This window comes from Candidatus Defluviilinea proxima, assembly GCA_016721115.1.
In the GTDB taxonomy this organism is placed as follows: Bacteria; Chloroflexota; Anaerolineae; order Anaerolineales; family Villigracilaceae; genus Defluviilinea; species Defluviilinea proxima.
The window spans coordinates 2,793,284-2,816,728 of the sequence record JADKIW010000001.1 but is presented as its reverse complement, the minus strand read 5'-3'; the positions used below and the strand labels follow the sequence as shown (position 1 = coordinate 2,816,728).

Below are 23,445 nucleotides of genomic sequence, written 5' to 3'. Positions count from 1 at the left end.
TTATAATAGTTGTATGCATTCTCAACGTTTACTCAACTGGCTGGTCATCATCACAATCGGACTTGGCATACTTTATCGCCCACAAACGGTTCAAGCCGATCAAGTCAATCCTGTTTCAGCAAACCAGACCAGTGCCTATGATCTGATCATCGCAATGAACACCTTGCGTGTCGCATATGGACTCCCCGCCCTCATCGAGGATCCCATTGTGGATGCCGTTGCACAATCCACGGCGGCAACGATGGCGGCTAACAGTATGTCCTGGCACATCGGCAATGTCCGCGGACGATTAGCATCCGCTGGATACGGCAACGGTGGCACCGTATGGGCAACCGAGAACTTTGCCACGAGCGGTAGCGGCATGGGCATTGACCAGATCATGGCCGTCTGGGCTGACCCAGACCACATGCGCCCGGCAGTCGAACCCGCCTACTGCAATATCGGAGCAGGTGTCGCCACCGCAAACGGCAAAACATATTACGTCTTACAGGCGGCTTACGTCTCCGGACAGGAATGTGGCAGTACATCGTCGTCAACCGTAGCATAGGCACGACCACCTCGGGCGGTGTCAGTATCGTCCCACAAATGATCATCCCAGTGAAGATCGCTACGCCCGACGTAGACGGCAAGACATTCCATGTGGTACAAGCCGGGCAATCGTTCTGGTCCATCGCGATCGCTTATCAGATCACCATTCAAGACTTGGAAACATGGAACAACACATCCCGCAACACGCCGCTCCAAGCCGGGCAAAAATTATTCATCCCCAATAAAAATACAGCGGGTTACTCTACACCGACCCCCGTTGGCATGGTTGCGCTCCAAGGCCCAGATGCAGACGGCAGGATCGTCCACGAAGTGCAACCCTATCAGGCATTGATCACGATTGCGGATGCATATCACGTCACCGTGGATCAGCTATTGGCATTGAATGGTCTCCAAAAGGATTGGCCGTTACAAGTGGGGCAGAAACTTTTGATTTCCCCGGGCAATGTCACACCCAGCGCCACCTTGAGCGCCATCCAAAAACTTACGCCAGATGCGGACGGCAAGTATTACCACACCGTTCAGAGCGGCGAAACACTCTCATGGATCGCCAGTCGGTATGACGTTTCGCTTTCGGACTTAATGGCCTGGAATGGACTGAACAACAACTCCATCATCCGCACCGACCAAAAACTCGTTCTTCTCATCGCCCCGCCTGTTACAGCGACATCCACCTCTGCCCCCCCGACAACTACCCCATCCCCGCAACCGTCCGCGACGCAATCACTTCCAAAAGTGACACCAACCGCTATCGCTACAGAGGCACCTTCAAGTGGCTTCAACCTGCCACTATTCTTGGGGATCATCATCATTGTGGTTGGAGTCGGCGCTCTCATCTGGTGGAAAATACCGCGCAAGCTAGAATCCTAAATTTCTACTTTAAGTAAGAGTATAAAAACAACCTCACAAACGTCGAGTGTTGAACTTTCGGCATTCCGAAACACATCCCGCAGGTATAATCCCCATCCATATGAAACGTTATCTTCTCTTCACAGTCTTCATCTCCGGCATGACCACTCTCGCCGCCGAACTTGCCGCAGGACGTCTCATCGGCACAGTATTCGGCACGAGCAATATCGTTTGGGCGAGCATCATCGGGCTCATCCTCATCTACCTCACACTCGGATACTTCATCGGCGGTAAATGGGCGGATGCGAACCCAACACCGGTCGCGATGTACCGCGTCCTTGCGTGGGGCGCGTTCACGCTGGGACTCGTCCCCTATATCGCTGGACCAGTCCTCAGGTCCGCTGCGAACGCTTTTGATGCATTGAATATCGGCATATTAGGCGCATCCTTTGTAGCAGTGTTGGTGCTGTTCATTGTCCCCATCACATTGCTTGGGACGATCTCCCCTTTCGCCATCCGCTTATTGGTGGACGACACTGCCCACGCGGGTCAAACCTCAGGGCAGATCTATGCGACCTCAACATTGGGATCATTCATCGGTACATTTCTTCCAACGTTGATCACCATCCCAGCCATTGGTACGACCAAAACATTTTTATTGTTCAGTCTTATGTTGCTGTTCGTTGCGTTGGCAGGGCTCGGAAAATTCGCAGGCCGAAAAGAATTGATCAAATATTTGTGGATGCCCATCCTCATTGCGATCATCGCCGTGTTGGCGGCAGGGCAGGCACTTAAGAACAGCACAGGGCAGGTATACGAAACCGAGTCAGCGTACAACTACATTCAAGTTAAACAACAAGGCGATTACACCTTGTTGCGACTGAACGAAGGGCAGGGCGTGCACTCGATCTACAATCCGAACACCCTGCAATATGACGGGCCCTGGGATCAAGTGATGGTGGGCCCGTATTTTTATGCCAATAAAAAACCGTCAGATGTTCAGCGCATGGCGATTGTGGGGTTGGCCGCTGGCACCACTGCGCGTCAACTTGCGGCTGTATATCCGAATGTTCCCATCGACGGGTACGAGCTCGACCCAAAGATCGTGGAGGTAGGACAAAAATATTTTGGCATGACAATGCCCAACTTGAATATCGTCATCGGCGATGGACGTCTCAATCTCGAACGCAGTGAATATAAATATGACATTATCTCGGTGGATGCGTACCGCCCTCCGTACATTCCTCCGCACATGACGACGCAAGAATTCTTCGAAATCGTCGCCTCACACTTAACGGACGATGGAGTCCTGACCATCAACTCTGCCTCCGTCCCCGGCGACTTTCGTCTCATCAATGGCCTGGCCACCACAATGGGAACGGTTTTCCCATCCATTTACATGGTGGATATCCCCGGCTCACTGAACACAGTCATCTTCGCAACAAAACAAAAGACAGCCCCTGAAAACTTCTCAGCAAATCTTGTCGCGCTATCGAATGATCCCAATGTCAACCCGTTGCTCATCCATACGATGCAAGTAGCATTCTCAGGTCTCAAAACTGGCTACGAAACAACACAAGTTTTCACCGATGACCACGCTCCCATCGAATGGATCGTCAACGATATGGTTGCGCGCTTCATCGTCGGTGGCGGAACGGAATATTTGCAATAGCAAGTGCGCTTCGACTGCGCTCTTTCCCAAACACATTTCCGTCCTGAGCGGAGGGCTGAGCGGTTGTTGCGAAGCCTGTAGTCGAAGGACGCTCCGCTCAGCGCGGAATAATTGGAGCAAAATGAAATTAAACATCCTATCCTGGCTCGTCGCCATCCTTGTACCGATTGCACTCTTGGGGCTTGGCGTACGAGTTTTACTTACACCGCTCTTTCTCCAGATCGAATACAACATGCCCTACTTCCCGCCTGATGAGTATGGCTTCACCAAGGAAGACCGTTTGCAATGGGCACCCTATGCATTGACCTATCTCGTCAACAACGCAGACATTTCTTACCTCGGCGATCTGAAATTCGACGATGGCAAGCCGCTCTACAACGAGCGTGAGTTGAGTCACATGGCAGATGTCAAACGTGTGACGAAAGGCGCGCTCAATGTTTGGTATGTCACGCTGGTTCTGTTGATCGGGCTCGGGCTGTGGTCAAAGTTTGGGTCGTGGGGACAGGCCTATCGGTCCGGTTTGAGGCGAGGCGGTTGGTTGATGGTCGGTTTGGCGGGGGCAGTCGGCCTGATCGTTGTCGTCGGCATAACAGTTAATCCAAATGTATTTTGGGATTTCTTCGCAGGGTTTCACAGCCTGTTCTTTGAAGGCGACTCGTGGCTGTTCCTGTTTTCAGATACACTCATTCGCCTGTTTCCCTTGCGCTTTTGGCAGGACGCGTTCCTGTTCGCGGCAGCCATCGCATTAGGCGGCGGGCTTGGGCTGGGACTGGGGTTCAGAAAGGTTTCGTAATTACGCAATGCGCAATACGTAAACGGGTATAATCCCGTTTGAGGAGAACCAAACATGACAGACACCTTAACGTTGGAAAATAAAGTTGCCGTTGTCACCGGCGGTTCGCGCGGCATCGGGCGCGCAGTGGCACTGGAACTCGCGGCACGTGGCGCGGCAGTGGTTGTGAATTACAACAGTTCACCCGATGCGGCTAATGCAGTTGTGAAGCAGATCGAAGAGGCAGGAGGCAAAGCCGCCGCCTTTCAAGCAGATGTATCCGATTTCAAACAAGCAGAAGGATTGATCAAATTCGCCGTCGAAAAGTTTGGTGACTTAAGCATTCTCGTCAATAATGCAGGCATCACACGCGATACGTTGATTATGATGATGTCTGAGGCCGATTGGGACGCAGTCATTTCCACGAATTTAAAGTCCACGTTCAATTGTTCAAAGGCCGCTGTCAAACACATGATGCGGAAGCGCACAGGACGAATTATCAACATGTCGTCCATTGCCGGGCAAATGGGGAACGCCGGGCAGGTCAATTACTCCGCATCCAAAGGCGGACAGATCGCCTTCACCAAGTCATTGGCCCGCGAAGTAGCCGCACGCAATATCACAGTCAATGCCATTGCACCGGGTTTTGTAGATACTGAGATACTGGATGCCATGCCATCCGAAGTGTTGGAAGCCGCCATCAAGATGGTGCCACTGGGCCGCAAGGGCAAACCAGAAGAAATCGCATATGCCGTTGCCTTTCTCGCCTCCGATCAGGCCGCGTTCATCACCGGTCAGGTGTTGAGCGTGGATGGCGGCATGGCAATGATGTAGTAGGAGTAGAAAATGACAGACACACTAACAACCGGTAAAACCACAGTAGCACCCGATGTTCTCGTTACCATCGCGCGTTCATCCGCTTTGAGCGTGCCGGGCGTCAGCCGTATGGCACAAGTCACAGGTGGAGTGAATCGCCTCTTCAAACGCGGAGTACATGATGGGGTGCGCATCGAAGTTGAAGACAATGTTGTAACTGCGGACCTGTATCTCATCCTCAATAAGGATGTAAACATCCGCGAGGTCAGCCGCAATGTACAACAACAAGTGGCACGCGCCCTCCATGAAATGATCGGTATGGATATTGGCGGCGTTGTGATCCACATTGAAGACATAGACTATGAGGGAGAGGTAACCTCCGCATGAAACCCCGCACCAGGGCACGCGCTCTTGCCCTGCAGGTACTTTACGAAGTAGATATGGCAAACCACCCTCCAGCCGAAGTATTTAAAGAACGGTTGGAGGAGGCGCCGCTTACCCCGGAACTTTCTGATTTTGCGCGCCAGATCATTTTCGGAATTCTCCCTATTACCACCCTTCTCGATCACGCCATCGCTAAATACGCCCCCGAATGGCCCTTCGACCAGATCGCCGCGATAGATCGTAATATTCTGCGGATGGCATGTTGGGAATTTGCAGTGTTTCACGATACGCCGGTCAAAGTGGCGATCAATGAAGCTGTAGAACTCGCTAAACAATATGGTTCTGATTCCGCTCCACGTTTTATTAACGGCGTGTTGGGCAGTCTCGCAGAACACCAGCATGAGATCAAACAATCCCTGCAAGAGGCATAGAACTTCAACATGGAAATTCTTGGCATTGGGGCGCCCGAGTTCGTATTCATTATTATTATCGCGCTGATCGTGCTTGGCCCCAAGGATATGCAAAAGGCAGGCAAAACCGTCGGCCGTTGGTTAAATAACCTCATCCGTTCTGATGGCTGGAAGGTCTTTCAGCAAACATCGCACGAGATCCGTACGCTTCCCACCAAACTGATGCGCGAAGCGAACATGGAGATGATGGAAACGGAAAAAGAGATCCGCAAAGCAATGGACACAACCAAAGCGCCCGCTTCTTCTCTTAACCGAGGCCTGTCTCATCCCCAAGAGACCGAATACACCATTCAAACTCCGCCTGCCACACCACCTGAAACCAAACCTGATACCGATCAACATGCGTAAATTCTTCCAACTGCTTTGGCGGGTGGTCACCTTCCCATTCCTTCTCGTCTTCAACATTCTCGCCTTCCCCTTTCGAATGATCGGCAAGGCGAATCGTTTTTTGAACGCGGAATTACCCGAGGAGGAAGACCGTCCACTCATGGACACGTTCTCCAACCTCGTCACCGAGGAGCAGGCACGCGAAAGTTTATGGAATCACGTGGAAGCGCTCCGCATGCATCTTTTGCGCATTGTGATCGCTCTCGTTATTGGCGTGGGCGCGTCGTTCTACTTCACGATCCCGCTCATGGATTATCTCTCTGGCCCCGTAGGAGGACTTGAAAAACTACAAGCCATTCAAGTGACTGAAGAGATTGGCGTTTTTATGCAAGTAGCGCTAACGAGCGGTCTTGCCATTATGCTTCCCTATATCGCCTTTGAGATCTGGCTGTTTATTGCGCCGGGCTTACGTCCACGCGAACGCAAGATGGGTTTGGCCGGCATTCCGCTGGCAACAATTCTATATCTGAGCGGCATGGCTTTCACGTTTTATGCGCTTCTCCCATACGCCATCCCATTTTTGGGAGGTTTCACCAAGATCGCACAATTTTGGGCGGCGCGTGAATATTTCAAGTTTGTGACCGGGTTGATGTTATGGATCGGCCTATTCTTTGAATTTCCGCTCGTGGTGTATATTCTCACATCCATCGGGTTGGTTAAGCCGAGTATTCTGGCTCAACAATGGAGGTTGGCCGTTGTCATCATCGCCATTATCGCTGCGGCCGTAACGCCCACCGTGGATGCGGCAACCATGGGGTTGGTCATGGTTCCATTAACCTTGTTATATTTCATCAGCATCGGACTAAGTTATATCGCCTACGCCGGGCGTCGTAAGAGAATCGAAGAGTCTGCTTCAGAGGAAACAAAAGCCGAATAGATAGAGGCAGGCTAAAGGTCCGGGTTTGAGGCGTGAGGAGAGAGTATGAGTTTTCGCCCGAAGATTTCACGTCCTATTTTATATTTCATCCTGATCCTGGCTCTGGCAAGCCAGGCATGTGCGCTTTCACTGTTGGATCTGCCGATCAACACCGGCAACCCCACACAGTCGGTGCCTGCCGGGCCAGCACCCACGCCGTTGCCACGTGCAGAAGTCAAGTTCACGGTGCAGTTGCCCGAACCGTTGGCGCAAAACGAGATCCTTGCGATCAGTGTTTTGGACGAAGTGACTGGCCTGGCGCTGAACGGCAACGATTATCAAATGACGCAAGTGGATGCGATCACGTATTCGGCCACATTCCCCATTCCAGATCAATCAGTCATCAAGTATCGGTATGTGAGGCGCGGAGGTTCGCGCGTGGTGGAAGACACCAACACCGACGGTACGATTCGCTATCGTCTGATCTATGTGAACGGTCCCACCGATATTGTGGACACAGTAAACTCGTGGACGGATAAACCCGTGAATACGATTTCGGGTTCCATGTTTGGCACAGTGGTCAACGCGGATACAGGCGCACCATTACCCGAGATCATGGTCACAGCAGGCGGTGTGCAAACATTGACCGATTCTGCCGGGCGGTTCACACTCGAAGGCCTACGCGGTGGACGTCACAACCTGGTAGCTTTTGCGCTCGATGGTATGTATCGAACATTCCAGCAAGGCGCGATCGTGGAGGGAAATAAAGGCACAGCGGTTGAAGTCAAGATGAAACCTGCTCAATTGGTGAATGTGATCTTTACAGTTGCCGTGCCACAAAACACCCAACGAGATGTTCCTGTACGAATTGCAGGGAGCCTGCTTCAATTCGGAAATACTTTCACCGATCTGCGTGGCGGCCTAAGCACTGCTGTGGATCGCATGCCGATCATGACATCACTACCTGATGGCCGCTACTCCGTTTCGCTGTTTCTGCCAGCAGGCGCTTATCTTGAATATAAGTACACGCTCGGTGATGGCTTCTGGAATTCAGAATTCAACACCGCAGGAAAATATGTAGTTCGAAATTTTGTTGTACCGTCACAGAACACAGCCATCGAAGACACTGTGCAATCATGGCAGGCAGGGCCAAATTCCCCCATCACCTTCGAAGTGGACGTGCCGCCCACTACACCCATTGGCGATGTGATCTATATCCAATTCAACCCAGCCGCATGGACCGAACCCATCCCCATGTGGAAGGTCAGCAATTATCGCTGGTCTTATAAACTGTTTGGGCCGCTCAATATCCTTGGCTCATTCACTTATCGCTATTGTCGCAATGCACAATGTAACTCTGCCGATGACGTATCCACCGCTGGCGAGAATGCACACGGCAAGAACATCACCCCCACCATCACCGCACAGGATGTACAAGATACTGTTTCACAATGGACTTGGTCACAAGACTTGAATGCCACGCTTGTACAAGTGAACATCCCCTCGCGTGGGACAGGGTTTGTTGCGGGCGTAGAGTTCCAGGCATTCTATGAGCCAGGCATCACCAGATTCAATCAAGATGCTCTGCAAAACATCCATGCCTTCAATGGCAACTGGGTATTTCTCGACCCAACATGGACGTTCAAGAGCAGTGCCCCAGTTATCTTTACCCAGCAACCCGGCAAAGACCCATTCAGTAAAGATACAACTGAAACAGCGTCCGCCTCGCGCGCGCTCAACATGAACGTAGCGATCTTCCCTCAAGCACGCTTTGCCACCAACGCCAATGACTTCTGGAAGAACGCTCCGCGCGATTCAGGTTGGTGGGATAGTTGGTTCAACCACTATCGAGCGTTCGCCGTCAACTTTGCGGATACCGCTACTAAATCAGACGCGCAAGCCTTGATCCTTGGCGGTGATTGGATCGCCCCGGCTCTCCCCAACGGGAAGCTTGCCGATGGCTCCCCAAGCGGAGTCCCCGCTGACGCTGAAGCGCGTTGGCTTGCCATCGTGGCCGAAGCCCGTCAACATTATGCGGGCTTGATACTCTTTGCCCTTCCTTATACCAACACTGACATTCAACCACCGATCAACCTGCTCAAGAGCACAGATGGTTTATATCTTTTGTGGTTCGCCAAGATCAGCGATCAAGCTTCGCCCAACAAAGCGGCCATGACCGATGAGATCGGGAAGATTCTCGATAACAACGTCTTCCCTGTCCAAACGCAGATCAACAAGCCCATCATCATCGGTCTCACGTATCCATCTTCGACATATTCCGCTACAGGCTGTATCCCCAATGGAACGGGAGGCTGTTTCGATTGGACGATCCTCAATCGTCCCAACCCCGATCTCGGCACCGTCAACCTTGATCTGCAACAACAGTTCGATATTTACGATGCCATGCTCAACGCCATCAACGGGCGCACCTGGGTCAGCGGGTTGGTCAGTCGCGGCTACTTCCCGCCGGTCGAGTTACAGGATAAGTCCGCATCGGTTCACGGTAAACCTGCCGCAGACCTGCTCTGGTATTGGTTCCCACGTCTGTTGGGAAATGTCAAATAAGTAGAACCAACTATAAGTTAAGAAAAGAGACGTAAGGGTTTACGTCTCTTTTGCTTTCTGTATGTGTTGTAAACCCAGAAGTCAAATTTACTAGAGGAACAATCATGTCGAAAACAAAAATGTATTTGAAGCGCGGGGGACTTGGTTTATTGGTGCTTGTAATTCTTTTGGGAAGCGGAGGCGGATTCTATTTCAAGAGTTATCTGCCAAACACTGTTGCTCCCAAATCCTTTCCGCAAATTGACGGGAACATTCAGCTCGATGGGCTTGATGCTTCTGTTGACATTTATCGCGACAGCATGGGCATCCCGCACATTTACGCATCTTCTGAACACGATCTATTCTTCGCACAAGGATACGTCCATGCACAAGATCGCTTCTGGCAAATGGATGCGTGGCGTCACATCGGTTCGGGCACACTCTCGGAAATGTTCGGCAAAGGGCAAGTTGAAACCGATACTTTCCTCCGCACCCTCGGCTGGCGACAAACCGCTGAAGCCGAATACGCCCAGCTCGATTCCACATCCAAAGCCATCCTCGACTCATACGTAGGCGGCGTGAACGCCTATCTCAAAGACCACGATACCACCGCCCTCAGCTTGGAATACGCCATCCTTGGTTTACTCAGCCCCGATTACAAGATCGAACCGTGGACGCCCATCAACAGTCTCACTTGGGGCAAAGCCATGGCATGGGACTTGCGTGGCAACATGGGCGAAGAGATCGAACGCGCCGTTCTCCTCAAAACACTCACTCCTGAACAAGTGGCGGAACTCTTCCCTGCTTACCCTGAAGATCGCCCCGTTATCGTCAACAAGGTCGGTGATGGGACTTCCGCTAATGCACCGCTTCAAGCCTCGGCCTTCGACATCCCCAATGAGACTCTCGCATCACTTCAACACAACGCTTCATTACTGGACCTTGTGCTTGGTCCGATGGGCGATGGAATTGGATCCAACTCCTGGGCTGTTTCCGGTTCACGATCTGCAACAGGGATGCCTCTCCTCGCCAACGATCCGCACCTCGGAATTCAAATGCCGTCGATCTGGTATCAGGCTCATTTGGAATGTAAACCGCAAAGTGCATCCTGTCCTTTCAACGTAGCGGGTTTCTCATTCGCTGGCGTGCCCGGCATCGTCATTGGCCACAATGATCGCATCGCATGGGGTTTCACCAACGTCGGCCCCGATGTGATGGATCTCTACATCGAAAAAGTGAATCCTGAAAACCCGAACCAATACGAAGTCAACGGTAAATGGGTGGATTTCGAGACACGCACAGAAACTGTTGATGTTGTCGGCGGTGACCCAGTGGAAATCACTGTTCGCTCCACAAGGCACGGACCTGTCATCTCAGAAGTGTATGGCCTCTGAAAAATGAAGGTGAGCCAGACGATAAAGAATTTGTCCCATTCAAAGACCGTGCCGGTCTCGAACTGCCTCAACCATACGTCATCGCCCTCAAATGGACAGCGCTGACTCCCTCCACGCCCTTCCAGGCCATTTGGGGATTTGACCGCGCACAGAATTGGGAAGAGTTCCGCACAGCCGCAAGTGGCTTCCATGTACCTGCACAGAATCTTCTGTACGCAGATGTAGACGGCAACATCAGCTACCAAATGCCAGGCGATATTCCCATCCGCGCAAAAGGTGATGGCACAGTCCCAGTCCCCGGCTGGACAGACGAATACGAATGGACAGGGTTCATTCCGTTCGATGAGCAACCCTACACCTTCAATCCTGCGGAAGGTTACATTGTCACTGCAAACAATCAAGTACCGCCGCGCGATTACCCCTATCTCATCACCTACGATTGGGACTATGGCTTCCGCTCACAACGCATCAACGACATGATCAACAATGCGCCTGACAAGATCGACATCGCCTATATCCAATCCATGCAAGGCGATTCGTTCGATGCGAATGCGCCCTTGTATGTTCCTATACTTTTGAAAACACAGGGTTTATCGGAAACACATCTCAAACTTCTTGATGGCTGGGATTATCAAGACCGCGCCGATTCCTCCGCCGCGGCAATGTTCAACGCCTTCTGGCGTCACCTACTTCAAAACACCTTCAATGACGATATGCCCGAAGAGCGCTACTTCCCTGATGGCGGCTCACGCTGGAATGAAGTCATGCGTCACATCAGCACAGATAGCCCCTGGTGGGACGATAAATCCACTGCGAACATTGTGGAAGCGCGCGAAGACATCATCAAAAAATCATTCGAGCAAGGCATTACTGAACTCGAAGATATTTTCGGCAAAGACACAGCCAAATGGAATTGGGGTACCATGCACGCTTCCACATTTCGAAATGGTACATTGGGTGAATCAGGTATCGGCTTGATCGAAGCATTGTTCAACCGCGGACCATTCCCAACCAGCGGCGGCGAGGCAATCGTCAATGCGACGGGTTGGTCTGTCAAAGACGGCTACGAAACCAACTGGCTCCCATCGATGCGCATGATCGTGGATTTGAGCAACTTGAACAACTCCGTCACTGTGCATACAACAGGACAATCTGGTCATGCGTACAACAAGCACTATATTGACATGGCTGAGCTATGGGCAAGCATCCAGTATTACCCGATGTTGTGGAATGAAAAGACAATAGTCAAAGACGCCGAAGGACACTTGCTGTTATCCCCCAAATAATTTTTGTAGGGGCAGGTCTGAGACCTGCCCCTACAATTTAATCCGCAACGCCAACCACGAAAAGAAGCCCACGCCCAGATAACTGAACGTCAGATCGACCAAGTCAAAGGTACGGCTGGGGAAAAATTGTTGTGAGAATTCTTCGATGCCAATGAGGAGGCCAAGGATCAAGGCCACTCGTAGCACGATCAACCGTCGGCTTAAGTGTTGAAGCGTGCCGAAGAGGGGAAGGTCAATCAAAAAGGTCAGGACCCCGTACAGAATGAAATGTCCCGCTTTATCACCATAGGGAATCCTGTTGATGACTCCAAGAATACCTAGCATATCATTATCCGCAAGGACAATGATGGTAATGATAAAAAATCCAAAAAGAATCGCGATCCACTTCATCATAAAAAAATGAGACGCCGTTGAGGCGTCTCTATTCGTGTTTATCCAGCTTTTGATTCGCGGCGTGCCTTCCACCACTCAATACCCATCGGCACAACGGAGATGAGGATGATGGCGACGATCACCAATTCAAAATTCTTCTGTACGAACTCAAGGTTCCCGAAGAAATAACCGAGCAACGTAAAGGTCAAAACCCACGTCACACCACCCACAATGTTATAGGTTGCAAAATAGCCATAGGTCATTTTGCCAATGCCCGCCACGAACGGAGCGAACGTGCGCACGATGGGAACGAAACGCGCAAGGAAGATGGCTTTGCCGCCATGCTTCTCAAAGAAGGCATGAGTCTTTTCAATGTGTTCCTTCTTGACCCATTTGATGTTGTAGGCTCGCTCACCCAGATAATGACCGATGGAGTAATTGACAGCATCGCCCACTACCGCCGCAATGATCATCAAGCCGATCAGAAGCCAGATATTCAATGAACCCAGTGCCGCAAATGTGCCAGCCGCAAACAACAGAGAATCACCAGGTAGGAACGGCATAACAACCAAACCTGTTTCGACAAAGATCACAGCAAACAGGATGCCATACGTCCACGCACCGTAATCAAGGATGATCTTCGCCAGATATTCATCAAGATGCAGGAAAAGATCAATAAGGCTTTTCAGTAATTCCATTTAGTATGTACTCTCTTTCAAAGTTTGTTACCAACGGTCGCAGATTATACCTTGCTTTACGAACCCGCCTCGATGCGGCTCAACCAGTCACCGATCACAAGGGCAAGGACACTTCCGATGGTGGACAGTCCCAAGTTCAACGAGCCAATCGGGATGAAATACCATTCACGCCACATCCCAATGACATGACCAAAAGCAAAACCCAGCACACTCAACCCTAAATACAAAAGCAGACGTCCAAAACCGCCGCCGCGAAAAAAATGATACAACGCGCCGTAAAGTAATGCGATGAGAAGTGCGAACAAGAATGTCGGTAAAGTCATTTGATTTTGCCAAACAAAACTAAAGGATGATCCCGCCGCCGATCAGGAGGTCACCCTGATAGAAGACTGCCGCCTGCCCGGCTGTGATATCCCGTTGCGGCGCGTCAAACTGGACCTTTACCTGATTCTCGCCAATCGGCGTAACCAACGCTTCAGCCTCCTTCGCCGTGTAGCGGATCTTCACTTCTGCGCGGAATGGTTCGACGGGCACTTGTCCGCTTGTCCAATTGACATCGCGCGCCGTCAATATAAACGAACCAAGCTCATCTTGTGTTCCAACGATCAATGCATTATTCGCCGCATTCTTCCCTAGCACATACAATGGAACAGGCGGTGCAACGCCCAGTCCCTTGCGTTGACCGATGGTGTAATTCGCAAGTCCGTTGTGTTCGCCCAGTGGCTTGCCGTCACGCGTGACGATCTCTCCGGGTTTGAGCATTTCGGCTGCGTTACGCTGTAGGAAGTTGCGATAGTCTTCGCCTGCTAAAAAGCACAGGTCTTGCGAGTCTTTGCGCGAAGCAGTGGGAAGCCCATGTTTCTCTGCAATCTGGCGAATCTCGGTCTTGGGATAATCACCAACAGGAAATAAAGCATGCTTCAACTTCTCTTGGTTCAAAACATGCAAAACATAGGATTGATCTTTGGAACGGTCAATCGCCCGCAATAAATTTATCTTTCCGTCTTCTGCTTGCGTCCTTCGTACATAATGCCCCGTTGCCATAAAGTCCGCGCCAAGGGCTAAAGCATGATCGAGCAAGAACGTCCAGCGGATCTTGCGATTACAGATCAAGCACGGATTCGGCGTCTCGCCGCGCGCGTATCCCTCAAGAAAATATTCAACGACCGTCTCACGGAAGACATCTTTCGCATCAATGACATAAAACGGAATGTCGAGAATGGCCGCAACACGCCTTGCCTGTGCCATGGAATCCGGAGTACAACAGCGGTTGGATTCTTCCTTGCCGGGCTCGCTCCACAAGCGCATCATCATGCCAATAACATCATAGCCCTGCTCTTTGAGCAAGGCCGCGGCAACAGAGGAATCTACTCCTCCAGACATGGCAACGACAACTTTTTCCATTTTAGGCTTTATTCAATTTACGGGCTTTTTGAACCAATTCGGGCAGAGCTTTCAAAAACGATTCGATATCAGAAGATGTCGTATGAGTGCCCAATGTCACACGCAGGGACCCAAGTCCCCAATCACGCGATAAGCCGATGGCATTCATCACTTCGCTCGGTTCGGGATTACCTGTTTTACAAGCAGAACCTGATGAGCAGGCAAAACCCGCTGCATCGAGCAATGTGAGCAACAAGTTACCATCTACATCTTTGAAGGCAAAACTGGCATGTTGCGGTAAACGAGATTCCATATCGCCGGTCAAACGCGAATCGGGGATTGTTTCAAGGACAGTTCCGATGATCTTGTCTCGCAAGGGGCGGACGTGTTCCACACGCCGTTCGCGTTCTTCGTAAGTCAGTCGCAGTGCTTCTGCAAAGCCAACGATATAAGGCACGTTCTGAGTCCCAGCCCGCAGACTGAATTCCTGCCCGCCACCTGTCAGTGTCGAGATGAGCGGCGTCCCTTTTCGGACGTATAACGCACCGACGCCTTTCGGCCCGTAGAACTTGTGCGCACCAAGCGACATCATATCCACGCCAAGTTTGTTCACATCCACATGCAGATAGGCCGCAGCTTGCACAGCATCCGTGTGAAAGAGAACGTTCTTCGCATGACAGATTGCAGCAATTTCTTTGATCGGGTTGATCGTGCCGATTTCATTGTTCGCATACATCACAGAGACAACTGCAGTGTTGTTAGAGATCGCCTTCGCCACAACTTCAGGCGTGACCATGCCTTGTTCGTTCACGTCCAGCCATTCGATGAGAAAGCCCTCGTATTTTTCAAGATGTAACAATGTTTTGGTGATCGCAGGGTGTTCTGTGCGCGAGGCGAGGATCTGCTTTGCACCAGTCTTTTCGCGCATGGCATAGGCTGCGCCACGAATAGCAAGGTTATCCGACTCAGAACCACACGAAGTAAAAATAATTTCATCGGGACGGCAATTGAGGATGCGTGCCACCGTCTCGCGTGCGGAATCGATCGCAGACTCGGCGATCTGTCCGAAACGGTGAACAGACGAGGGATTGCCAAAAGAGGCCGAAAAGTAGGGAGTCATCGCGTCAAGTACGCGTGAATCCACTGGTGTTGTAGCGGAATAGTCGAAATAGATCATCGGGCAGATTATAGCAGGAACTTTAAGACGCCATTATCCGTTAACAACGGGATGAGGCCGTATAAGTATTGGCCTGTTGAAAAGGAGTATATATGAAACAAAAAGTGATCTATGTCCTGCTCGCGAGTATCTTAATTCTGACAGCCTGCGGAGGAAGCGATGCGGACGCCACACCAACTTTGAGCCCGGAACAAATCCAAACACAAGCAGTAGAGACTTTCTCTGCGGTTCTGACTCAAACCGCACTTGCCGCACCCACCCAGACACCTTTCTCTACACCGACAACGCAACCGACATTTGCACCGGTGGCAACCAGCGCCGCCATTACATTGCCTGCCAACACACAGGTAGTGGTACCACCAACAGCCTCTTGCTATCAACTTCGATTCGTCAGTGACGTATCCATCCCGGACAATACGCCCATGACACCAGGACAAACTTTCACCAAAACATGGAAGGTCAAGAATCTTGGTTCCTGTGCATGGGATGCGGGATTCAAATTCGCATTCACAGGTGGCGAAGCAATGAATGGAGCGACCTATACACTTCCTTCTTCCGTGGCTTCCGGCGCGGAACTTGACATCTCAGTTGCGCTAACTGCCCCAACCAACAAGACCGGCGCTATTCGCAGTAACTGGCGCATGTCCACTGCGGGCGGACAGTTCTTCGGTGACGAAGTGTATGTGCTAATTACAGTCGGAGGTGCGACGGCAACCGCGACAAAGGCGAAAACCCCAACGGCAACCACTCAACCAGCGTACCCTTAGTCTATAGAGTTCCTATAGATAATTATTTATAAATACACCCACTCCATTTGTGAGTGGGTGTATTTCCTATTTCCTAAAACACCTCAAGCGTGCCGCGTCTCTTTGCGTACACTTCAAACACGGCGAAAAGAAGATACCCAGCCACAAAATACATTAGACCGATTCCCAACTCGCCGAGCAAAAGCGGAGACACATCCACAAAACTCGCGCCGCCGACAATCTCCCGTGCGGCCAAGATACCGCGCGTCAATGGAAGCGCATAAGATATGGATCTGATCCATATTGGGAGTTGAGCAAGCGGGATGTTCGCGCCAGAGAATAGCAATAATAGAAAATAGACAAAGTTATTGACAAACATCACATTGACCGTGATTAACGCAAGACAGCCCATCAATAACCCAAGACCGCAGGTGCTGATGGTTGTGATGAGTATCGTCAACGCAAGCGCGGATAGGTTCGTATGTGAGAGGTCGAGCCCCATGAGGAGCACGCCCCACACAAAGGCGATGACCACACCCAAGGCGCCGTCCATAATATTCATGAAGGCACGGCCCATAAAAACGATGAGACGATTCGCTGGTGTGCCAAAGATATAACCAAGTGTACCGTTATCACGGTCGCCACCGATGCTCATGGTCATGCCAAAGATCCCGCTGACAGCCGCGATCTGCAAAGCATTCCCAACAATGTAGAACGATTTATTGTCCGCGCTTGTTGCATAAGTCCCGAGATATACAAAGAAGAACATTTGCGCCAACGGCATCAATATCTTGGACGCCATATATTGAATCGGGCGCATCCAATGGAAGAGGGCCACATAAGAAAGAACTGCACCCTGCCAGAAAAGACGGAGATTGTTAGAAAGGTTCTTCATCATTCCATTCCTAATGTCGCGTCGACTCGGGCTCTGTGAAGCATGATCTTGAACAAACGTGAGGCAATGAGCAGATCGATCACAGAGGAAAGAAGCATCATGCCCCAAGCGAAGAGAATCTCGTTGAATGGCGCACCAGTTGTCGAGGTCCCATGAAGAGCGACCGCCGCCCAATATGGCGGAAGCAGATACGAGACAGGAGTCGTCCAACCAGGTAAGAGCGCGATCGGGAAAAGGAATCCACATAAAACATAAACAGGGAACTCCATCGCATTTTGCCAGGCGCGCACACCAGGGTTCATCACAAAGACCGGCGCGATGATCAAACCAAAACTGATGAACGCTACCACCGAAAAGATCACAGACACGGCAAAATTTAACGGGCTTTGTATTTGGAGGGAATATCCAAACGCGAAGGCCGCTACCAAATATCCCAACACCATCGAAAGCAGGGATTGCACCACATTCGCAAGGTTCTTTCCAAACACGATCACCTCGAATGGTGTTGGTATCGCAACTAGTGACTCCAACGTGCCAGACCAGCGCTCCATGTTGATGCTGCCGCCGGAGATGAACAACAGGCTCGACCACAATCCCGTCAACCCACTGCCAACCACAACAAACATCGCGGCGTCCTCGCCTTTGCCTTGCAACATCCACAGCCCAAGCAACGCAATGATGATCGGCTGAAATAAAACTGTAAACAAAATGAAACCATCTGTCATTTGCTGGCGCATGGTCATTTCTGCCACCACCAGAATCGTCCGCCAATATTTCGCGAGCATACGAATGTTCATGCGTCACCTCCCACCAGCCGCACATAGGCATCTTCAAGAGTCGGTTCACGGACAATGACTCGACCGACTTTCAAACCTTCGAGCGCAGACATGACATCTGGCACCGCCTCAGCCCCACGGGACGTCTGAATCAGCAACATTTGCCTTTGTCCTTGTTCCTCAACAGATACCGCATCCGCGAACGGCAAGGCGCGTAGTTTTTCGATCATATTGACCGGTGCGCCGAAGGTTTCCACTTCCACCACATTCAAATCACGGACGTGAGCCTTAAGCCCGCTGGGGGTATCGCTGGCGATGATACGTCCGTGATTGATGATGGCGATGCGATCACAAAGCGCATCGGCCTCAAACATGTAATGCGTGGTAAGTAAAATGGTTTTCTTCTGAGATTGCAGATCAAGGATCACTTGGCGGAACTCGCGCGCACCGACAGGGTCAAGCCCCAGGGTTGGTTCATCAAGGAACAGCACATCAGGGTCGTGCAGAAGAGTCCGCGCTACATGCAAGCGTTGCTTCATGCCGCGCGAATATCCTTGCACTTTCTCGTCACCACGTCCATTCAAGCCGACAAGTTCGAGCAGTTGCGGAATCCGTTTTTTGGTGACGTCATAATCCAAGTTATAGAGACTGGCGAAATAACGGAGATTATCCACGCCAGAGAGACGCCAATACAATCCACGTTCGCCACCGAAGATAAAGCCGATACGCTTCCGCACCTCATTGGCTTGGGCGACGACATCAAATCCTTTTACAGAAGCAGACCCACCCGTAGGGATGAGAAGCGTGGTCAACATCTTGACCGTGGTTGTTTTGCCAGCACCGTTCGGGCCAAGGAGTCCGAATAGTTCGCCCTCCTGAATTTCAAACGAGACGTCATCCACAGCGACCACTTCCTTTGCAGTGCGTTTGATGACGCCGATCTGGGATGTAAAGATACGTCTAAGGTGGGACACTTCAATTGCGTTCACTAAAGAACTGTTCATTTGTTTCCTCTGAGTTGGGGTTGAATAAATTGTACACGATTTTGCCTATGTTCCTCTCGCATCTCTTGGAAGCGCGTTGTGTTATAAGCCCCATGAGGAACACAACGATGATCATAGCCTTATTCGATGCAGACGGAACTCTATACACGGGACAATTCGGGCGTGGGTTGATGAAATATTCATCCGAGCACAACCGCCGGTTTTTTGCTCAACGATATTACTTTAGGATTCTTCCTACTTATATGTTATACAAGCTGAAACTCGGCAACCGCGAAAAAGTACAGCGTGCCCTGCTAGCCTACCTCAGTGGAATGTTGCAAGGACTTGACCATGAACAAGCCAACACCGCACTAACCTGGCTTGCGTTTGAATATCTTCTTCCCACTCAACGCGAGGATGTTATTAAACGAATGAAAGAACATTCAGCCAAGGGGCATAAAGTTATTATTGTCTCAGGCATGTTCACGGAATGTGCCGAGATATTCAAAGCCCATTTCGGAATGGACGGAGCGATCGGCACACAATCAGAGTTCAAAGATGGGCGGTACACGGGAAAGAATATTCCACCGTTGATCAGTGGCGCAGTCAAAGTAGACAAGGTCCGAGAGCTGGTCAAAGAGCGAGACTGGGATGTGGATTGGGCCGCCAGTTATGCATACGGTGATTCGTTTTCCGACAATCACATGTTGAACCTGGTGGGAAATCCTGTAGCAGTGTATCCTGACAAAAAGCTACACGCCCTTGCAAAAGAAAAGAACTGGGAAGTATTGGGAAAGCCGAAGGACTAGTTAAAATAACAACGAAACAGGTCTTGTAAAAGAGTCTCTCATTTTGCGAGACTCTTTATTTTTGTAATACGGGCTTTCAGTGTGGATACAACATGCATAACAGAAACAGGTGTCCCGTCAGGCCAGAAACGGAACAGTTATTGATCTGTAAATTGAAAAATAGTCACTAACCGCCTATAATGATGGTTGAGCCAACGGTACATAAGCTAGGAGTATCTTAATGCTGAAAAAGCTTCGTGAGTGGGCTTCAAATCCAAGTTTTGAAGGGGATGAGCACAAAACACGTTTAGCTGGGTTGCTCAACACGATCCTATGGATTTTCATTTTAACATCCAGCATTTATGGACTTTTCGCTCCCATCGAATCAGCATTACGAATACAACGAATTATAATTATTGCCCCGTTTATATTGACCATGCTGGGGTTGAAGCAATTTGTCAATCAGGGACATGTACGCTTGGTAGGATATTTGATTGTTTTTTCACTTTGGCTCATATTTACAGTTGCGATGTTTTTTGGTGCAGATTTTAGAAACCCAGCCTTTATGGGGTATCTAATAGTTATCATTTGTGCAGGGTTGATCTTACACTGGCGTGCCGCCATCAGTTGGAGTATTTTCTGCATTTTTACAAGTGCTGTTATTCTCGGGCTTGGGAAATTTGGCATCTTGCGTCCATTAGCCACCCCCACGCCGATCTTTGCAGTTTGGGCAGTGCAAAGTATGTACATTCTTACAGCTACGTTTTTGATTGGGCAGACTCTCAACAAAATTGATGATGCGTGGAAGAATGCCGAACGCGAACTTGCCGAACGCAGACGTTTAGAAGTAAAGTACAAGGAGACGATCAAGGAGCTGGAGTCGAAAAACGCAGAACTGGAACGGTTTACATACACCGTGTCACACGACCTTAAGAGCCCATTGATCACAATCGGGGGATTTATCGGTTTATTGGAAGAGGATATGCGTTCCGGGAATACAGCTAAATTCCACAAAGACCTGGAGCGTATCAGCGATGCAAAAGACAAAATGCACCGCCTGCTGAATGAATTGCTTGAACTTTCGCGTATTGGTCGCCTTGTCAATAAATCAACTGATACACCTTTTGCAAAAATCATTGACGATGCATTGATATTGACACGTGGCAGGATCATGGCGAGCAATGTTCAGGTTACAGTGGATAAAGACCTGCCAACTGTAACTGGAGATAGTCCACGGTTGGTGGAGGTTATGCAAAACCTGATTGATAACGCGGCAAAGTTTACAATCGACCAGCCTAACCCGCAAATTCACATCGGCATGCGGGACTATAAAGGTGAGACGGTCTTTTATATCAAAGACAATGGAATCGGGATCGACCCTGCTTATCACGAAAAGGTCTTTGGCCTATTCGATAAGCTAAACCCCAAAAGTGAAGGAACTGGTGTGGGGCTGGCGCTTGTCAAACGCATTATTGAAGTACACGGGGGTCGTATCTGGGTCGAATCAGATGGCATAGAACAAGGCAGTACTTTTTATTTCACACTGCCTATCAAGTAACTGAATATCCGTTTGGTGTACTACAAATATTTACTTCTTCAGAACTATCGTTACTTGCAATCCACCTGCTTCCAAGTTTTCCGCTTCAATCGTTCCATCCTGCGCTTCGATGAGTTGTTTTGTGATCGCGAGTCCGAGGCCCGTGCCGCCAGAGAGACGAGCGCGAGATTTATCTTTGCGCCAGAAACGGTCAAAGATAAAGGGCAGGTCTTCAGCAGGGATCCCATTGCCGTTATCGTTAATGGTAATGCGTAAACCATCGCTTGTCTCATTTGCTGTGATCCAGACTCTGCCACCATCAGGGACATACCGAATCGCATTGCCAACCAAATTACTGACAGCTTGCTCAAAACGTTGCGGGTCAAGTTGAGCAAATAAATTTCCGCTTTGCTCGCTAAAGGATAAAGAAATATTTTTCTCCTTTGCCTCTGCAGAGAGCATTTCAACAACTCTATGGATCACATTTCCAACATTCACATCACGCTTATCAAACGGTAATTGACGTGTTTCGGCAAGCGTGAGCAGGCGCAGGTCGTCAACAAGTCGCTGTAATAAATAGGCCTGCTCCAACGCCATGGAAACTTGCGGACCATTCTCGGGGTAAATACCATCCACAATGCCTTCGAGGCGTCCACGGATCACGGAAAGCGGTGTGCGTAATTCATGTGCAATGTCCGCGAGCATGTCACGGCGTTCGCGATCATTGCGTTCAAGTTCGGTTGCCATTTCGTTGAAACTTTCAGAGAGACTACGCAAATCCTGTGGCCCTTCCAACGGGATGCGCGTGTTCAACTTACCCGATGAGACTTCACGTGCCGCATAGATCACATCGGCCAAAGGATTGACAAAGCGACGTGTCAGCAAGACCGACACCAACATCAAAAATATTGCCAACACAAAGGAAATAATACCGACAGGAAAAAGAATCGCACGCGCCAAGTTAAATCGCTGTGAGAGTGAATACGCCGTGATCACCACGTATCCAATCGTTTCGCCCTGTACCTTCAACCTGAGCACCACGTCTTCTTTTTGATTCTCATACTGTGAGCCAACTGTCGAAACAGAATCAGACCCTCGGTCCAGAATGATGCGTTGATCTTTATCCAGCAAAATAGGATTCAGTACATGCAAGCCATTTGTTGAATCAAAGACGACATCAACACCATCCCAACTGCCTTTCGCAAGATAATACCCTTCGAGTGTACTGACAAACGGAAACGGCACTGGCGTCGACGAGGAAGTTAAAAAATATCCAAGAATGAAAGTGAAAATAAAAAAGGAAAGAAAGACAACGACGACAAATGCGCGCAACAAAAGAAACAACAAACGCCAGCGAATTTCACGAACAGATGGTTTCATTTAGCCTCAAATTTATAACCCACACCATGCACAGTGAAGATCAATTCGTCGGGTTCAAGCTTTCGGCGCAGGTTGCGGATGTGAGAATCGATGGCGCGCTCATAACTTTCAAACGCAACGCCATGCGCGGCGTTCAACAATTGATTACGGGAAAAAATGCGACTTGGCTGACTCATGAGGGTTGCCATAATTTCGAACTCTGTAGGGGTCAATGTAATCACACGATTCCCAATCTGGACTTCATACTGGGTTCTGTCCAACGAAACATTTCCCACTCTGATCACTTCCGCCGCCGAGTCGCCGCTAACGCGTCGTAACACGACCTTAACACGTGCCACCAATTCTCGTGGACTAAACGGCTTGGTCATGTAATCGTCAGCACCAAGTTCAAGACCAATGAGTTTGTCAGTCTCCTCGACACGAGCAGTAAGCATGATAATGGGCACATTGCTTTCGCGCCGAATAGTACGGCATAGATCAAGACCATCCATCTCAGGCATCATCAAGTCGAGCACGATCAGGTCAGGCTTTTCACGGCGCGCAGACGATAGTCCCTGCGCGCCGTCTTTCGCTGTGACAACATCATAGTTGGAAGCCTTAAGATAATCACGACAGATCTCAAGGATCTCTGGCTCATCATCTACAAGCAGGATTTTCTTCGGCATAAGACCTTTTTACCACAAAGGACACGAAGTACACAAAGGGGGAAAATCATTTTGCCTTAAGGCTTTAAA

23 protein-coding genes and 1 pseudogene are annotated in these 23,445 nt (G+C 50.1%); 14 read left to right on the top strand and 10 right to left on the bottom strand.

Annotation, left to right across the window (positions count from 1 at the left end):
* Window positions 1-13: 13 nt before the first annotated feature.
* The 11 genes and pseudogenes from IPP66_13090 (at window position 14) to IPP66_13040 (ending at window position 11,976) form a co-directional block, all read left to right on the top strand.
* A complete protein-coding gene (locus tag IPP66_13090; GenBank protein MBK9926214.1) occupies window positions 14-547 on the top strand; it encodes a hypothetical protein in 534 nt (177 codons plus the stop codon).
* Complete coding sequence (locus IPP66_13085; GenBank protein MBK9926213.1) at window positions 514-1,416, top strand: LysM peptidoglycan-binding domain-containing protein; 903 nt, start codon at window positions 514-516, stop codon at window positions 1,414-1,416. Before IPP66_13090 ends, IPP66_13085 begins: the two co-directional genes overlap by 34 nt.
* A gap of 100 nt (window positions 1,417-1,516) precedes the next feature.
* On the top strand, window positions 1,517-3,067 hold the full coding sequence (locus IPP66_13080) for a fused MFS/spermidine synthase (GenBank protein ID MBK9926212.1): 1,551 nt from the start codon (window positions 1,517-1,519) through the stop codon (window positions 3,065-3,067).
* A 121-nt stretch (window positions 3,068-3,188) separates the two neighbouring features.
* Window positions 3,189-3,860: a TIGR01906 family membrane protein gene (locus tag IPP66_13075; GenBank protein ID MBK9926211.1), complete on the top strand. Its 672-nt coding sequence runs from the start codon at window positions 3,189-3,191 to the stop codon at window positions 3,858-3,860.
* A gap of 54 nt (window positions 3,861-3,914) precedes the next feature.
* Window positions 3,915-4,673: a 3-oxoacyl-[acyl-carrier-protein] reductase gene (gene fabG, locus IPP66_13070; protein ID MBK9926210.1), complete on the top strand. Its 759-nt coding sequence runs from the start codon at window positions 3,915-3,917 to the stop codon at window positions 4,671-4,673.
* Window positions 4,674-4,685: 12 nt separating this feature from the next.
* Window positions 4,686-5,042, top strand: a complete 357-nt coding sequence (locus tag IPP66_13065) for an Asp23/Gls24 family envelope stress response protein (protein MBK9926209.1) — start codon at window positions 4,686-4,688, stop codon at window positions 5,040-5,042.
* On the top strand, window positions 5,039-5,470 hold the full coding sequence (gene nusB / locus IPP66_13060) for a transcription antitermination factor NusB (protein ID MBK9926208.1): 432 nt from the start codon (window positions 5,039-5,041) through the stop codon (window positions 5,468-5,470). Before IPP66_13065 ends, nusB begins: the two co-directional genes overlap by 4 nt.
* A 9-nt stretch (window positions 5,471-5,479) precedes the next feature.
* Entirely contained in the window at window positions 5,480-5,857 is a 378-nt protein-coding gene (locus tag IPP66_13055; protein ID MBK9926207.1) for a twin-arginine translocase TatA/TatE family subunit, read from the top strand.
* Window positions 5,850-6,773: a twin-arginine translocase subunit TatC gene (tatC, locus tag IPP66_13050; GenBank protein ID MBK9926206.1), complete on the top strand. Its 924-nt coding sequence runs from the start codon at window positions 5,850-5,852 to the stop codon at window positions 6,771-6,773. Before IPP66_13055 ends, tatC begins: the two co-directional genes overlap by 8 nt.
* A gap of 45 nt (window positions 6,774-6,818) precedes the next feature.
* A complete protein-coding gene (locus IPP66_13045) occupies window positions 6,819-9,317 on the top strand; it encodes a hypothetical protein (GenBank protein ID MBK9926205.1) in 2,499 nt (832 codons plus the stop codon).
* 104 nt (window positions 9,318-9,421) lie between these two features.
* A pseudogene (locus tag IPP66_13040) lies at window positions 9,422-11,976 on the top strand (penicillin acylase family protein).
* A 30-nt stretch (window positions 11,977-12,006) separates the two neighbouring features.
* On the opposite strand, the gene vanZ reads toward IPP66_13040, so the two are convergent.
* From vanZ to IPP66_13015, 5 genes are read right to left on the bottom strand one after another with little or no spacing between them, the layout of a single operon-like run.
* On the bottom strand, window positions 12,007-12,369 hold the full coding sequence (vanZ, locus tag IPP66_13035; GenBank protein ID MBK9926204.1) for a VanZ family protein: 363 nt from the start codon (window positions 12,367-12,369) through the stop codon (window positions 12,007-12,009).
* Between the two features lie 38 nt (window positions 12,370-12,407).
* Window positions 12,408-13,046 carry a DedA family protein gene (locus tag IPP66_13030; protein MBK9926203.1) on the bottom strand — a complete coding sequence of 213 codons (639 nt, stop codon included), beginning with the start codon at window positions 13,044-13,046 and terminating at the stop codon, window positions 12,408-12,410.
* Between the two features lie 56 nt (window positions 13,047-13,102).
* Complete coding sequence (locus IPP66_13025; GenBank protein ID MBK9926202.1) at window positions 13,103-13,369, bottom strand: hypothetical protein; 267 nt, start codon at window positions 13,367-13,369, stop codon at window positions 13,103-13,105.
* 19 nt (window positions 13,370-13,388) lie between these two features.
* A complete protein-coding gene (gene mnmA / locus IPP66_13020) occupies window positions 13,389-14,450 on the bottom strand; it encodes a tRNA 2-thiouridine(34) synthase MnmA (protein ID MBK9926201.1) in 1,062 nt (353 codons plus the stop codon).
* Window position 14,451: 1 nt separating this feature from the next.
* The gene (locus IPP66_13015; GenBank protein ID MBK9926200.1) at window positions 14,452-15,606 is read right to left on the bottom strand and encodes a cysteine desulfurase; all 1,155 of its coding nucleotides are present in this window, start codon (window positions 15,604-15,606) and stop codon (window positions 14,452-14,454) included.
* A 92-nt stretch (window positions 15,607-15,698) separates the two neighbouring features.
* On the opposite strand from IPP66_13015, the gene IPP66_13010 reads away from it, so the two are divergent.
* A complete protein-coding gene (locus tag IPP66_13010) occupies window positions 15,699-16,373 on the top strand; it encodes a hypothetical protein (GenBank protein ID MBK9926199.1) in 675 nt (224 codons plus the stop codon).
* Between the two features lie 73 nt (window positions 16,374-16,446).
* Here the strand turns inward: IPP66_13010 and IPP66_13005 are convergent, their stop codons facing one another.
* From IPP66_13005 to IPP66_12995, 3 genes are read right to left on the bottom strand one after another with little or no spacing between them, the layout of a single operon-like run.
* Entirely contained in the window at window positions 16,447-17,250 is an 804-nt protein-coding gene (locus IPP66_13005) for an ABC transporter permease (protein MBK9926198.1), read from the bottom strand.
* Entirely contained in the window at window positions 17,247-18,044 is a 798-nt protein-coding gene (locus IPP66_13000) for an ABC transporter permease (GenBank protein ID MBK9926197.1), read from the bottom strand. Before IPP66_13000 ends, IPP66_13005 begins: the two co-directional genes overlap by 4 nt.
* Window positions 18,041-19,027, bottom strand: a complete 987-nt coding sequence (locus IPP66_12995) for an ABC transporter ATP-binding protein (protein ID MBK9926196.1) — start codon at window positions 19,025-19,027, stop codon at window positions 18,041-18,043. The genes IPP66_13000 and IPP66_12995 overlap by 4 nt, the downstream gene beginning before the upstream one ends.
* A 107-nt stretch (window positions 19,028-19,134) precedes the next feature.
* On the opposite strand from IPP66_12995, the gene IPP66_12990 reads away from it, so the two are divergent.
* Together IPP66_12990 and IPP66_12985 are read left to right on the top strand one after the other, a co-directional pair.
* Window positions 19,135-19,815 (top strand): HAD-IB family hydrolase, encoded by a 681-nt coding sequence (locus IPP66_12990; protein ID MBK9926195.1) that lies wholly within the window; start codon window positions 19,135-19,137, stop codon window positions 19,813-19,815.
* Window positions 19,816-20,035: 220 nt separating this feature from the next.
* Entirely contained in the window at window positions 20,036-21,352 is a 1,317-nt protein-coding gene (locus IPP66_12985; protein MBK9926194.1) for a GHKL domain-containing protein, read from the top strand.
* A gap of 30 nt (window positions 21,353-21,382) precedes the next feature.
* Here IPP66_12985 and IPP66_12980 read toward each other — a convergent pair whose 3' ends face one another.
* Together IPP66_12980 and IPP66_12975 are read right to left on the bottom strand one after the other, a co-directional pair.
* A complete protein-coding gene (locus tag IPP66_12980; protein MBK9926193.1) occupies window positions 21,383-22,711 on the bottom strand; it encodes a HAMP domain-containing protein in 1,329 nt (442 codons plus the stop codon).
* On the bottom strand, window positions 22,708-23,376 hold the full coding sequence (locus IPP66_12975; protein MBK9926192.1) for a response regulator transcription factor: 669 nt from the start codon (window positions 23,374-23,376) through the stop codon (window positions 22,708-22,710). The genes IPP66_12980 and IPP66_12975 overlap by 4 nt, the downstream gene beginning before the upstream one ends.
* Between the last annotated feature and the right edge of the window lie 69 nt (window positions 23,377-23,445).